A 14,143-nucleotide genomic window follows, 5' to 3' on the forward strand; every position below is an offset into this window, starting at 1 on the left:
ATGGATTTCTCAACAGTCGAACTGTCCGCTGAGGACGAGGCGTTCCGCACCGAGGTACGTGAGTTCCTTTCGAATGTCGTGACCGAGGACGTCATCCGTCGCGACCGCGAGACCGGTGACAACTTCGACGAGGGCGTCCATCTGGCCCTCGGCGCGGCCGGGTACCTGGAGAAGGAGTTCAAGTCCGAAGCCGATGGTGGGTTCACCCGGGTGCAGTCGCGGATCTGGCAGCTGGAGAAGCGCCGGGCCGAGGTGCCGTGGGTGACCTGGGGAACGACGATCATGATCGCTCGTTCCGTCTCAAAGTTCGCCGCCCCGGAGATCCGTGACGACGTGCTGCGCGGGGTGTACGACGGCACCGTCCGGATGTGCTTGGGCTACACCGAACCCGAGGGCGGCTCCGATGTCGCGACGTGTAAGACCCGCGCGGTCCGGGACGGCGATCAGTGGGTAGTCAACGGGTCCAAGATGTTCACCACCGGCGCGCACAACTGCCAGTACGTCTTCCTGATCACAAACACCGATCCGGACGCGCCGAAACACAAGAGCCTCACCATGTTCCTGGTGCCCCTGGACTCCGACGGTATCGAGATCCAGGGCATCCGAACGATCGACGGTGACCGCACGAACATCGTCTACTACTCTGATGTTCGGGTCGACGACAAGTACCGGCTCGGTGACGTCAACGGTGGCTGGACGGTCGTGCGTGAACCACTCGACGCCGAGCATGGGGCGGTCGCGGCCGCCGACGATGGTCTGGCCGATGTCGCGATCATGATGCATCAGGCCGGATTCATGGCCGAGGCGGCAGACAACGTGGCCGCGCTGGTGGGTACTCCCGATGCCAGTGGTCACGCCGCGGTTGACGATGGATCGGTCGCATATCGACTGGGGCGCAGTGTGGCTCGTCTGGAGGCGTCACTGTCGTCGCCCAGCATTTTCGGCCGAGTCGCGTTGGCTCAGACCATGCGCGACATCGCCCCGGATCTGATGGACATCGCCGGATCAGTGGCCGCACTGCCGATCGGGGCCGACGGGGGAGCCGATGACCGCAGTGAGTACGTGTACCGGTTCGCGCCCTTGGTCGGCATCTACGGCGGCACGCTCGAGGTGTTCCGCAACATGATCGCCCAGCACGTGCTGGGCCTGGGCAAGCCGAACTACTCGGCGCCCAAGGCGAAGGCTTCCTGACTGGTCCAGCTCCAGCGCCGAAACGGCATTCCAGCAGGGCTTTACTCGCACTTTTCCTGCTGGAATACCGTTTCGGCGGAGGGGATCGGAGGGGATCAGGCCTCGGCCAACTGCTTGTTGAGCTGATCGCCCTCGATGTCCAGGTTGGGCAGGAAGCGCTCCAGCCGCTTGGGAAGCCACCAGGCCTTGTCGCCGAGCATCGACATCACGGCAGGCACGATCGCCATCCGCACCACGAACGCGTCGATCAACACCCCGAACGCCAGCGCGAAACCGATCTGCTTGATCATGGGATCGCCGTTGAACACGAACCCCGCGAACACCGACATCATGATCACTGCGGCGGCCACCACGACCCGGCTGGCCTGGGTGAACCCATGTGACACCGCGTCATCGCCGCGGTGCCCGTGCACATGGGCCTCCTTCATCGACGACACCAGGAACACCTGGTAGTCCATCGCGAGGCCATAGAGCACCCCGATCACGATGATCGGGAGCAGGCTCAGGATCGGCCCCGTCGCGCTCAAGCCGAACAGCTGTTGGAACCAACCCCATTGGAACAATGCGGTGGTGGCCCCGAACGTGGCCAGCACGCTGAGCAGGAATCCGACGGTCGCCTTGACCGGTATCGCGATCGACCGGAACACCACCAGCAGCACCAGCAGTGACAGGCCGACGACCACGCCGATGTAGAGCGGTACGGCTTCGGCGAGGCGATCGGTGGTGTCGACGCCCATCGCGGTGATACCGGTGACGCCGAGGTCGACGTTGTGCAGTTCGGCCAGCGGGCCGGCGTGCGCGCGGATGTCGCGGACCAGTTGGGCGGTGGCATCATCGGTTGGCCCGGTGTCGGGCACCACCGAAAACAGCGCGAATTCCTCGTTGTCGCTGACCTTTTGCAGACTGACCGATTCGACGCCGCTCTGTCGGCGCAGGTCGTTGTTGGTGTCCAGGAGGTCGGCGATGGTGAGCTTGCCATTGCCCGCCGCGGGTTCGGCTACTACGACCAGCGGCCCGTTGTAGCCCTCGCCGTAGTGGGTGGAGACCAGGTCATAGCTCTCGCGTTGAGGTGTGCCCTGGTTGTAGCTGGAACCGGCGGGCAGACCCATCGACATGTTGAGGGCCGGCAGCGCGAGCAGCGCGGCGATCACCACACCACCGACGGCGACGGGCACCCGGTGCCGCAGGACCGCACCGACCCAGGCAGTCGCGAAACGGTGATCGGTGCCCTTCTCGGTGGACTGCGCGCGCCGGGTCTTGTCCGAACAGATGCGCTCGCCGACCAGACCGAGCAGGGCGGGTAGCAGCGTGAGCGCTGCGATCACGGCAACGACCACGGTGGCAGCGGCGGCCAATGCCATCGGGGTGAGCAGCGAGATGCCGACCACGGTCAGCGCCACCAGCGCGATCACCACCGTCGTTCCCGCGAAAATGACTGCGCTACCGGCAGTTCCAAGCGCCCGCCCGGCCGCCTCGCCGGCACTGAGACCCTGGTCGATGATCAGCCGCCGCTGTCGGTTGACGATGAACATCGCGTAGTCGATGCCGACGGCGAGGCCGAGCATCAATGCCAGTACGGCTGTCATCGACTGCATGTTGACCAGGTGCGAGAACAGGAATGTTCCGCCGACACCCACGGCTACCGAGCTCAGCGCGGTGGCCAGGGGCAGCCCGGCGGCAACCAGTGAGCCGAGGGTGACAACCAGGACCAGGGCGGCGATGGCCAGGCCGATGACCTCACCGGCACCGACGATTTCAGGCATCTCGACCATGCTTGCCGAGGGCAGCACGTCGATCCCTGTGCCCGAGACCGCGTCGCGTGCAGCGGTCACCGTGTGCTCGACGGTGCCCGACGGCAATTCCGCGGTCTGCTTGTCGAATTGGAACTGGTACAGGGCCGCGACGCCGTCAGCAGACACCAGCACGCCGGGCACGGGTTGGCCGTTGACCATCATCGGGTGCGGGGCGTCAGGTCCGGCAACAGCCGGCACCTCGGACCGTGCGATGGCCGCCGAGGCGGTCAGGGTGGGGCTGGCCGGTCCCTTGGCCAACTCGGCCTGGGCCAGTGCGCGGGGGTCGAGCACGTGCTCGGACCGCGAAATGGAGTCGACAGCGCGCAGCACTGCGGCGCTGTTGTCGTGGTCGTCGATGCGCTGGCCCGTCGGGACGGCAAAGGCAATGAGCCCCTGTCCGCCCGAGGATTCGGGCATGCGCTGCGCCAGGTTGTCGATGACCTCCTGGGCAGGTGTGCCGTTGATGCGCATCTCGTTCGAGATCCTCGGTGGATTGGTCACGAGCAGGCCCGCCACCACAGCGATCAGGGCAAGCCAGCCGCCGATCACGAGCCATGGACGACCGAACGCAAAGCGCCCCAGCCGGTACAGATAGGTGGACATATAAGTGAGAGTAGGCTCTCAATATGGGAGTCAGCTATCGTTTGTTGCGAAGCCCATCCCCGGTGCACGAACATGACCTGCGCCACGTCCCCCGGAACGGATATGCCTGCTCGTACCAGCCGCCGTCGCACCGACGCCTATGCCAATGAGAGCCGTATCGTCGCGGCTGCTCGCGAGGTCTTCGCCGCGCGGGGTGCGGCAGCGACGTTGACGCAGATCGCCGCGCACGCGGGCGTCGGCAATGCGACGCTGTACCGCCACTTCCCGAATCGGCAGGCGCTGGCGGCGGCCGTGTACGAGGACGCATTCGCCACCGAGGTCGAGCCCGTGATCCTGGCGCTCATCGACAGTGACGCCCCACGTGAGGCCTTCATCGATGTGATCGAACGGCTTGCCGAACTGATGTATCTCCAGCGTCCGCTGCTGCCCTCGCTGGACCACCTCACCGTGCTGACTGCCAGATTGTTCAACCGAAAGCGTGACCTGCTGGAGGCGTTGGTGACGCAAGGGCAGGCCTCGGGCGATCTGCGCGCCGACCTCACGGTCGACGACGTCCCGACCTTCGTGGCCATGGTGACTGCCGCCTCGGTGGCGCTCGACCAGCCACCGCAACTACGCAGGCGTTACCTGAGTTTGATGCTCGACGCCCTCAATCCGGCAGACGCCCAGCCACTTCCGCCGTTGTCCGAGGGCAGCCGCTAACCAGACGGCACCAGGCTCGGTTGGACCGGTACCAGATCCCGGCAAACTTGCTCAGGTCGTGCTCAGTACCGGAGGCTTGACCGCACCCGGGTCGGGGTTGGCGATCGGCAGGCCCATGAACCGCCGGGCGTTGTCGCCCATGAAGTCGTAGGTGCGCCGGATGTCCATGCCCTCGGCGTACTTCCAGAAACCCTTGGGTTCGGCCAATCCTTCGGGATGCGGATAGTCCGAGCCGAAGAGCACCTTGTCCCATCCGACCGTTTCCACCACATCGGACACACAGCCCTCCCAGAACGGGCTGACCCAGATGTTGCGCCGGAACACATCATGCGGATGTTCGGGGAAGTTCTGCGGCATCTTCTTGTAGAGGTCCGCAAAATCGTGGAAGAGCGGGAAGATCCAGCTGCTGCCGTTCTCGACGCTGGCGATCCTCAGCTTCGGGAACCGGGTCAGGGTGCCGTGGCAGATCAGCGCCGTCAGCATGTCGGCGATCTCCCGGTGACCCAACACCATCCAGCGGAATGCGCTCTGCGCCATGAAATTCTGGGTGTACGGCGGCTCCCACTTGTTAACGTAATCATCGAGTGGGGGATAGCTGGCATGCAGGACGATGGGCAGGCCGGCGGCCTCGACGTCGCGCCAGAACGGATCGAACTCCGGCAGGGCGGGGGAGCGCCAGCCATGCAGGCCGTTGACCGGCCCCGGTTTGATCAACGCGACCTTGCCGTCGTGCTCGAGGATCCACTCCAGTTCCCGTTGCGCTGCATCGACTTCGGACAGGTTGATGATTGGTGTGGAGAACACCCGGTCGGCGTGGTTGAAGCCCCAGTGTTCGAAGATCCACTCGTTGAGAGCGTGGACGATGGCCAGCGTCAGCTGTGGGTCATCGGCACTGGAGTGCTCGACCAGGCTGCCCAGAGTGGGGTAGTTCAGCGCCTCGACCACGCCCTGCCGATCCAGTTCCTTGACCCGGTCTTCCGGGTTGCGGGTGGCCTCGGGCGCGTCGATGGCCTTGCCCTGCATCTCGCGCAGCGTCAGGCCTTCGGTGTTCTCGCCGGCGAAGAACTTTTCGTGCGCGCCCGGTGCGGCGACGCGCTCGAACGTCGGGTTGGGGATGAAGTCGGTGACCCGGTTGTTGATCACCACCCGGGTCTGCCTGCCGAACTGCGCGTACTGCACAGCGCGGCTGTACTTCTCGGGCAGGAACTTGGTCAGGGCGTCCCCGGTCTCGTACATGTGCTGGTCGGCATCGAAAATCGGTGCATCCCTGAACTGTTCGATGGAATGTTCAGTCACGGTTGTGGTTCCTTTTCTCCCGCGAGCAGACACAAAACTGCCCATTTCGGCCGGAAAATGTGCAGTTTTGTGTCTGCTCGGCCATGAAAGTCAGAGCGTCAGGACAGTGGCGCCGGCGGTGCCGGGTGCGCCGTAGAGCTGGGCGAAACCGACGCGCGGGTTGCCGGGCACCTGCCGGTCGCCGGCCTCGCCGCGCAGCTGGCGCACCAGTTCGTGGATCTGGCGCAGCCCGGAGGCGCCGATGGGCTCGCCGTTGGCGATCAGGCCGCCGTCGGTGTTGACCGGCAGCGATCCGCCGATCTCGGTGGCGCCGTCGGCCAGCAGCTTCTCCTGGTCGCCGTCGGCGCAGAAGCCGCATTCGGCCATGTGGATGATCTCCGCACCGGCATCGGTGTCCTGCAGTTGTACGACGTCGACGTCTTCGGGTGCCACCCCGGCCTTCTCGAACGCGGCGCGGGCGGCGTACACCGTCGGCGCCACGTCCTCCTCGACTGGCGCGCAGGTGGTATTGACCTCGTAGGCGCCGTAGCGGCGGGTCCGGACTTCGACGGCCTTGAGATAGACCGGCTTGTCGGTGTAGCGATGGGCGATGTCGGCACGGCACATGACCACCGCGGCCGCGCCTTCGTCGGGGGCGCAGAACATGTATTGCGTGAGCGGGTAGTTGAGCATCGTCGAGTTGAGGATGTCGTCCTCGCTGATCGGCTTGCGCCGGAACGCGTTCGGGTTCAGCGCCCCGTTGCGGAAGTTCTTGTTGGCCACCTTGGCCAGCGTGCGCTGGGAGATGTTGTGCTCGTGCAGGTAACGGTTGGCCTTCATGCCGAAGAACTGGGTGGTCAGATACTGGCCGTTCTCGGCGTACCAGCTGGGCATCCCGACCAGTGACGGGTCTTCGGTGAACGCGCCGCGGGGGTGCTTGTCCAGACCGACGGCGATGCCGATGTCGTAGTCCCCGAGCCGGATGCCGTCGGCGCAGGCCTTGGTGGCGCTGGCTGCCGTCGCGCACGCATTGAACACGTTGGTGAACGGAATGCCGGACAGTCCGACCATCCCGACGATGGCGTCCGGGTTGGCGACGGTCCAGCTGCCACCGGTGGCAGCGCCGACGTCCTTCCAGTCGACTCCGGCGTCGGCGACAGCGGCGAAGATGGCGTCCACACCCATCGCCATCGCGGACTTGCCCTCGAAGCGGCCGAACGGGTGAATGCCGACGCCGATGATGGCTACATCGTTGGTCATGTTGTTGCCTCTCTACACCGGCTGGAAGGCGAAGGTGACAACTTCGTTGCCATCTTCATCGGTGGTGAACGGGATCATGGTGAGTTCGACGTCCATGCCGAATTGCAGTTTGGCGGGGTCGTTTTCGGTGAGTCGTCCTTCGACGCGGATGACGGGTCCGGTGTCGTCGGCGAGCTCGACGAGGCCGACGCCGAAGGGCACGAAGTTCTTGCCGGTGGGGCCTTTGTAGGGGGCGCCGGGTGGGAAGCCCTGGGTGGTCCAGGCGATGACGGTGCCGCGTCGGGGCAGTAGGGCTTGTTCGGTGTTGCCGCCGGAGCACTTGGGGCAGCGGGCCTGGGCGGGGAAGGTGGTGGCCGCGCAGTCGGTGCAACGGCTGCCGATCAGCTGGGGTTCGGCGTCGGGCCAGGTCGAGATGTCCGGCGCGAGGGCCTTCTGCATGAGTCCGATTCCTCCGTGTTCGGCCAAAATGTCTAGCAACTGTAACTCTTACAGTAACGTAGACCAAGTGACCGAGAGTCAGGTCGAGTCCAAGGCCGAGAACAAGCCAACGTTCTGCCGGATCTGTGAGCCGCTGTGCGGCATGATCGCCACCGTCGAAGACGGCCGACTGACCGCCCTACGGCCCGACAAGGACCATCCGCTGTCGGCGGGGTTCGCCTGTCAGAAAGGCATCGCGTTCACCGAGGTGGTCAACGACCCGGACCGGGTGACCACTCCGCTGAAGCGCACCGGGGACGGATTCGAACCGGTGAGCTGGGATGCTGCGCTCGACGACATCGCCGCCAGGCTCACCCAGATCCACCGCAGGCACGGTTCCGGAGCGTTGGCCTGGTACATGGGCAACCCCGCGGCCTTCAGCTACTCACACCTGTTCGCCGCGATGACGTTCGCCAAGGGCATCGGCGGCGACAGCCACTTCTTCAGCTCCTCGACCCAGGACACCAGCAGTCGCCTGTTGGCCAACCAGTTCCTCTACGGAGCACCGTTCCCGGTGCCGATACCGGACCTGGTGCGGACCGAGCTGCTGATCATGCTCGGCGCGAATCCGGTGGTGTCCCATGGAAGTTTCCTGACCGCACCGCGGATCAAGGACCGCATGCACGACATCGTCAAGCGGGGTGGACGGGTGGTGGTGGTCGATCCCCGGCGCAGCGAGACCGCGGCCCAGTTCGAATGGCTCGGGATCACTCCGGATGCGGATGCATACCTGCTCCTGTCGATCCTGCAGGTGCTCTTCGAGGAGGGGTTGGTCAGCGGCAGGGCCCGGGTCCAGGCTGACGGATTGGATTGGCTGCGTGAGCAGTGCACGGTGTTCACCCCGGGACACACCCAAGGCCATACCGGTATCGAGCCCGAGACGGTGCGTACGTTGGCACGCGAGCTCGCGGCCACGGAACGGGCCGCCGTATACGGCAGGCTGGGCACGTGCGTCGGACGCAACGGCACGCTGACCACGTATCTGCTGGACGCGGTCAATCTCGTGGCGGGAAACCTCGACGTGCCCGGCGGCAGTGTGTTCAGCACCCTGGGTATCCCCGGCCAGAAGTGGGGTTCGATGGCGATGGGTGTCTCGTTGCGCCGGAGCTACCGCACCAAGCGCACTCGGATCGGCGGCCTGCCGTTGGTCATCGGCGCCGAGCCAGCGGCGTTCATGGCCAAGGAGATCACGACGCCCGGCCGGCGACAGGTCAGGGCGATGTTCATCGGTGCGGGGAACCCGGTGCTGTCGGTCCCCAACGGCGTGGAGTTGGAAGACGCGTTGGAGGCGACAGACCTTTCCGTCGGGCTGGACCTCTACGTCAACGAGACCACCGCGCACTGTGATTACGTGCTGCCGGTAACGACGATGTACGAGCGCGACGACTTCGCCGTCACTTTCCAGATGTTCCAGGCCACCCCGTTCCGCCAGGTGACCGACGCGGTGGTGGCGCCACGCGGTCAGGCCCGCACGGAGTGGGACATCGTGGTCGACCTGATCGGCCGGATGAAGGTGCGCACACCGGTTTTCGTTGCTCTTCGGCTGGCAGCCAGGCGAGCCGCACGACGGGGCAGACGGCTCAGTCCACGGTCGATGATCGACATGATGATCCGGATGGCCGATGGCGGTGACCGTTTCGGGCTGCGCCGCGGCGGGCTGACATTCCGCCGCCTGGCCGAACAGCATCCGCACGGGGTGGTGGTGGCACCGAACATCCGGACCGGGGTGCTCGGTGAGGTTGTGGTGTATCCGAAGGGCCGGATACGGCTCGCGCACGAGGACATCGCATCGGAGATCACCGCGATGTCGCGGCGCGCGGCGCCCGACGGCTACCCACTGCGCGTGATCGGGATGCGCGAACCGCGTTCGGAGAACTCCTGGTTGCACAATTCGCCATTGCTGATGCGTGGCAAGAGGATTCAACGAGCCCTCATGCATACCGCGGATGCTGCCGCCCGTCGCCTGGCAGACGGTGACGAGGTACGGGTGCGTTCACCGTACGGCCAGATCGACATCGAGTTGGCGCTCACCGACGACATCGTGCGCGGCACCGTGGCGATACCGCACGGATGGGGCCACAAGGGAACTGGTCGCTGGCGGATCGCCAATCAGGCCGGCGGTGCCAACGTCAACCAGCTCATGTCGAGCGATCCCGCCGATGTCGAGGCGCTGGCTGGTATGTCTTGGCTGACGGGTGTGCCGGTGCAGGTGGAACCGACCTGTTGACCCGTACCTCCGCCGAAACGGCATTCCGGCAGGCCGCTACTCGCACTTTCTCTGCTGGAATGCGGTTTCGGCGACTGGGTACTCTACTGTAAGTGTTACAGTTGTCCGCGTGAGTGAAGTCGTGGAGCAGGCCGTCACCAGCGTGGAGGTCGGTCGGCGCGCTGCGGGCCGGGCCGAAAAGCGGATGCTGATCGACGGTCAGCTTTTGGCCGCGGCGTCCGGAGCCGAATTCGACAACCTCAGCCCGGCCACGGGTCTGGTGCTGGGGACGACGGCGGCCGGTGGTGCGCAGGACATGGACGCCGCGATCGGCGCCGCTCGGCGTGCATTCGACGAATCCGACTGGAGCACCAACCGGGGCTTGCGGCAGCGCGTGCTGGGCCAGTTGCAGGAAGCCATCGAAGCCGAAAAAGATGACCTGCGTGAGGAATTGATCGCAGAGGTCGGTTGCCCGGCGATGACCACGCAGAATGCCCAGCTCGACTGGCCGCTGGCCGACGCGCTGCGCTACCCGGCCCGGTTGATCGACGAGTTCGAATGGGAGCGCACGCTCGACGGCGGTGGGCTGTTCGGTGAGCGCAATGCCCGCACCGTGGTCAAAGAGCCGGTCGGTGTGGTCGCCGCGATCACCCCGTCCAACTTCCCGATCGAGGTGATCCTCAACAAGCTCGGCCCAGCGCTGGCCGCGGGCAACACCGTGGTGCTCAAACCCGATCCGAACACGCCGTGGAACGCCACCCGGCTGGGCCGGCTGATCTCCGAGCGCACCGACATGCCGCCCGGCGTCGTCAACGTGGTGCCGACACCGTCCAACGAGGTGGCCGGACTGTTGGGCACCGATCCTCGTGTCGACATGGTGTCGTTCACCGGGTCGACGGCTGTCGGCAGGCATCTGATGCGGGTCGGCGCCGACACCATGAAGCGCACCTTCCTCGAACTCGGTGGCAAGTCCGCGATGATCGTGCTGGACGACGCCAAGCCCGGCCACATCATCCCCGGCGCCATCGGGGCGTGCGTGCATGCCGGGCAGGCCTGCGCGGCCAACACCCGGATGCTGGTGCACCGCAGCCTGTTCGACGAGGCGGTCGCGAATGTCACGATGGCATTCGGTGCGGTCCCGGTGGGCGACCCGGCACTGCCGACGACGTTGGTCGGTCCGCTGATCACCGCCGCGGCCAAGCAGCGCGTGCTCGAAGCGATCGAGGGCGCCCGGCGTGACGGCGCCGAGATCGTGGTGGGTGGGGGTGAACCCGCCGGGCTGGCAGATCACCTGCGCGACGGGCACTTCGTCGCACCCACCGTCATCGTCGGGGCCGACCCGGGCTCGGCGATCGCGCAGGACGAGGTGTTCGGACCGGTACTGGTGATGCTGCCGTTCGACGATGACGACGAGGCGGTACGGATCGCCAACGACAGTGCGTTCGGACTGGCCGGGGCGGTCATGTCGGCGTCACCCGAGCGCGGGATGGCGATCGCCCGACGGATCCGTACCGGGGCCATCGGTGTGAACGGTGGCATGTACTACGGCGCCGACGCGCCATTCGGCGGGTACAAGAACAGCGGTGTCGGAAGACAGTGCGGTATCGAGGGGTTTGCGCAGTACACCGAGACCAAGACCATCGGCTGGCGTCTGCCACGCCAGTAGTTCTTCCCGCGAGCAGACGCGAAAGTACCCGAGATCGCGCGTTTTGCGGTACCTACGCGTCTGCTCGGCAAAGGAACTCGGCACGATCGAGGATGCTGTCGAGAATGTGGTCGAAGTTTCCATCGTCGGCCATACCGATCCGGTAGCCCTGTCCGGGGATCGAGGCGATCAACGGCATCGACTCGGCATCGATCACCTGCTCCCAGTACTCACGGGGGAACTGGACCTCGTCGGTACGGCTCTGTAGCCGTTGCAGCACAGCCGAACTCCGCACCAGTACCGAGATGGCCGTATATGTGTCGAATGCCTGCCTGGCAGTGAGTCCGGCCGTCACCAGGGCGGCCACCGGCTGTTCGATCTTCTCCAGCGCGGTGCGTGCTGCGGGAATTCCGCGGGTGCCGCGAATCAGGATCAGATCGCACACAATCGGATTGGTCGTGAACATCTCGCGCATGCGGTGCGCATGCGCGCGCAGGGATTCCCGCCAGGTGCCGGCCTCGATGGACAACACGCTCATGTCGTAGTCGATCAGGACGCGTTCGGTCATCGCGTCGAGCAGCTCATCCTTGCGGCGAAAGTACCAGTAGATGCTCGTGACACCCACATCGAGATGGCGGGCCAGCTGCGGCATGCTGAGGTTGTCGATCGATACCTCGTCGGCGATTTCAAATGCGCCACGGACGATTTCGTCGACACTGATCGACCCGCGTTCGCGGCGCCGGCGACCGCTGGTGCCCGCGGGCCTGACCATGGCAGCAACCCCTTCTAGCGGATCGGCTCGAACGTGACAGGAATGGCCGTGGGGGAGCGGAACGGCTGACCGAAGATGTGCGGATCGTCGTCGGTAATCAGCTCGAGGTTGTGCACCCGCGACAGCAGGCTCTCCATGGCTACGCGGGTTTCCATCCGGGCCAGGTGCAGACCCATGCAGGTGTGTTCACCGGAGGCAAAGGTGATGTGTGGCACCCGCTTCCGGAAGATGTCGAACTCCTCGGGCCGTTCCCAGCGGTTCTCGTCGCGGTTGGCCGATCCCATGCAGACGTCGATCACAGCGCCGGCGGGCAGTGCCACACCGTCGAGTTCGGTGTCCCGGGTGGTCGACCGTTGCACTGTGGTGAGCGGGGTTTCATAGCGCAGCCCCTCCTCGATGGCCTGACCGATCAACTCGTGGTCGGCCTGCACCGCGGCGAACTGGTCGGGGTGGGTGAGGAGCAGATAGATCAGATTGCCCGAGGACCGATAGGTGGTCTCCAGCCCGGCCGGTAGAAGCAACCGGAGGAATGAGTAGATCGCCTCGTCGGTCAGCTTCTCGCCGTCGATCTCCGCGGTGACCAGGTCACCGATGATGTCGTCGGTGGGCTCGGACCGGCGCAGCTCGATCTGGGTCAGGAAATAGTCCTTCAGCGCCGCGGAGGCTTCGAACGCGCGCTTCCACTTCACCGTGTAGCTGATCAGTTCGACGGCGCGTTGCCGGAACCAGGGCAGGTCTTCCTCAGGCAGGCCGAGCAGCTTGGAGATCACCCGGGTGGGGAACTCGAAGGTGAAGTCGCGCACCAGATCGGCACTGCCGGCTTCGATGAACTCATCGACCAGCGCCTCGCAGATCGGACGGACGATCTCGGGTTCCCACCGCTGCAGGGACCGTGACTTGAACGCCGCCGAGACCAGGTTGCGATGGTCCCGGTGGGTCTTGCCCTCCATGGCCAGGATGGTGGGGCCGATGAACAGCCCGATGGTGTTGTCGTAGATCTTCGAGTTGAAGGACTTGCCGTCCCGGAACACGGTGTTGACCGCTTCGTACGACACCGCGGCGAATTGGTGTTCCGGCAGAAGGGATTCCGGTGTCTTGGACCAGTCCATCACCGAGCCGCGGAACACGCCGTGCTTGGCTCGGTGCCGCGCGAAGATCGGATACGGATCGCGCAGCAGGGTGGCCGTGTCGACGACGGATTCCTCACCCGCGAAATCCTGCACTTGACTATCCACAGCTCACCCCACCTGTCGGCGTCGACCGATCACTCTGATGCATATTACTGTAAATCTTACAGTAACTGAATCCGTGCGGCGCTCAGAGTGCGATCGGGGCACCGTTGCTCATCGCGGCGATGAAGCCGGCGTCGACCTGGATGTCCTGACCATTGATCCAACGTGCCTCGGGGGAGGCGAGGAAGGCGATCAGTGGAACCACATCGTCGACAGTGGCGTGCCGGCCCACGGTGGCCCGCACGAGGTCCAGGACGTCCTTGCCCATGGTCTGCTCGAAGTCGGACAGGATCGGCGTCTCGACCGGGCCCGGACTGACCGTGTTGACCCGCACCCCGTACTTGCTCCAGGCCGGTCCGGCCACCCGCTTGACGAACAGGATCGCGGCCTGCTTGGAGGTCGTGTAGACGGGAAAATCCGGATCCTGCCCGGTCTGCCATTGCGCCACCGAGTCGCCGTCGGTGAGTTCGAGAAGTCCGTCGAGGATGTCGATGCGCTGCTGCCAACCCAGTGCCGCGGTCGACGCAACGGTGACGACCGAGCCGCCGTGGCGCAACAGCGGCAGCATCCCTTCGGTCATGAGTCGCATGCCGAGATAGTTGACCTTGAGAACATCGGCGGCCGGCGCGGTGCCCGGTACGCCTGCGACGTGCGCCAGCAGGTCCCAGCCGTCGCCGATCTCGCCCAGTAGCCGGGTGATGTCGGCGGCATCGCGGAGGTCGCAGGTGGCGTGTTCGGAAGCCGGAGTGTCATTCGGGCGGAGATCCACCGCGAGCACGTGGTCGCCGCGGCCGAAGAAGTGCGCCGCGGTTGCCGCTCCGATCCCGGATCCGGCTCCGACGACGACGATTCTGCGTGCGGTTTCCGACATGCCCCAACCCTTCACCGAATGAACGACAGTAAGCATGACTGTAAACAATTCGGGCTGGTTGGACAATCGTCTTCGACCTGTCGGTGGAGTGCTACCGTTAGCCTTCCCGGAAGGAT

At 65.3% G+C, this 14,143-nt stretch carries 11 protein-coding genes; 4 read left to right on the forward strand and 7 right to left on the reverse strand.

Translation table 11 applies throughout. From position 1 onward, the window contains the following. Entirely contained in the window at positions 1 to 1,191 is a 1,191-nt protein-coding gene (locus AC4ELH_RS06565) for an acyl-CoA dehydrogenase family protein (RefSeq protein WP_498883516.1), read from the forward strand. Positions 1,192 to 1,286: 95 nt separating this feature from the next. Here AC4ELH_RS06565 and AC4ELH_RS06570 read toward each other — a convergent pair whose 3' ends face one another. Then, positions 1,287 to 3,587: an MMPL family transporter gene (locus AC4ELH_RS06570; protein WP_498883518.1), complete on the reverse strand. Its 2,301-nt coding sequence runs from the start codon at positions 3,585 to 3,587 to the stop codon at positions 1,287 to 1,289. 102 nt (positions 3,588 to 3,689) lie between these two features. Here AC4ELH_RS06570 and AC4ELH_RS06575 point away from each other — a divergent pair, with 102 nt between their 5' ends. Then, positions 3,690 to 4,289 carry a TetR/AcrR family transcriptional regulator gene (locus AC4ELH_RS06575; protein ID WP_498883520.1) on the forward strand — a complete coding sequence of 200 codons (600 nt, stop codon included), beginning with the start codon at positions 3,690 to 3,692 and terminating at the stop codon, positions 4,287 to 4,289. A gap of 51 nt (positions 4,290 to 4,340) precedes the next feature. Here the strand turns inward: AC4ELH_RS06575 and AC4ELH_RS06580 are convergent, their stop codons facing one another. The 3 genes from AC4ELH_RS06580 to AC4ELH_RS06590 all read right to left on the reverse strand — a co-directional run bounded on the left by AC4ELH_RS06580 (position 4,341) and on the right by AC4ELH_RS06590 (position 7,262). Next, on the reverse strand, positions 4,341 to 5,525 hold the full coding sequence (locus tag AC4ELH_RS06580; RefSeq protein ID WP_498883579.1) for an amidohydrolase family protein: 1,185 nt from the start codon (positions 5,523 to 5,525) through the stop codon (positions 4,341 to 4,343). A gap of 150 nt (positions 5,526 to 5,675) precedes the next feature. Then, a complete protein-coding gene (locus AC4ELH_RS06585; protein ID WP_064886208.1) occupies positions 5,676 to 6,824 on the reverse strand; it encodes a thiolase family protein in 1,149 nt (382 codons plus the stop codon). Between the two features lie 12 nt (positions 6,825 to 6,836). After that, positions 6,837 to 7,262: a Zn-ribbon domain-containing OB-fold protein gene (locus AC4ELH_RS06590; RefSeq protein WP_498883523.1), complete on the reverse strand. Its 426-nt coding sequence runs from the start codon at positions 7,260 to 7,262 to the stop codon at positions 6,837 to 6,839. A 28-nt stretch (positions 7,263 to 7,290) separates the two neighbouring features. Between AC4ELH_RS06590 and AC4ELH_RS06595 the strand changes: the two genes are divergently transcribed. Both AC4ELH_RS06595 and AC4ELH_RS06600 read left to right on the forward strand, forming a co-directional pair. Continuing rightward, positions 7,291 to 9,528 carry a molybdopterin-containing oxidoreductase family protein gene (locus AC4ELH_RS06595; RefSeq protein ID WP_498883525.1) on the forward strand — a complete coding sequence of 746 codons (2,238 nt, stop codon included), beginning with the start codon at positions 7,291 to 7,293 and terminating at the stop codon, positions 9,526 to 9,528. Between the two features lie 109 nt (positions 9,529 to 9,637). Next, positions 9,638 to 11,173, forward strand: a complete 1,536-nt coding sequence (locus AC4ELH_RS06600; protein ID WP_498883527.1) for an aldehyde dehydrogenase family protein — start codon at positions 9,638 to 9,640, stop codon at positions 11,171 to 11,173. A 52-nt stretch (positions 11,174 to 11,225) separates the two neighbouring features. Here AC4ELH_RS06600 and AC4ELH_RS06605 read toward each other — a convergent pair whose 3' ends face one another. The 3 genes from AC4ELH_RS06605 to AC4ELH_RS06615 form a co-directional block, all read right to left on the reverse strand. Continuing rightward, complete coding sequence (locus AC4ELH_RS06605; RefSeq protein ID WP_498883529.1) at positions 11,226 to 11,924, reverse strand: TetR family transcriptional regulator; 699 nt, start codon at positions 11,922 to 11,924, stop codon at positions 11,226 to 11,228. Between the two features lie 14 nt (positions 11,925 to 11,938). Then, the gene (locus AC4ELH_RS06610; RefSeq protein ID WP_498883531.1) at positions 11,939 to 13,159 is read right to left on the reverse strand and encodes a cytochrome P450; all 1,221 of its coding nucleotides are present in this window, start codon (positions 13,157 to 13,159) and stop codon (positions 11,939 to 11,941) included. Between the two features lie 82 nt (positions 13,160 to 13,241). Next, positions 13,242 to 14,027, reverse strand: coding sequence for an SDR family oxidoreductase (locus tag AC4ELH_RS06615; protein ID WP_498883532.1), 786 nt, complete (start codon positions 14,025 to 14,027; stop codon positions 13,242 to 13,244). Positions 14,028 to 14,143: the final 116 nt, after the last annotated feature.

Source organism: Mycobacterium shunyiense (genome assembly GCF_058270075.1).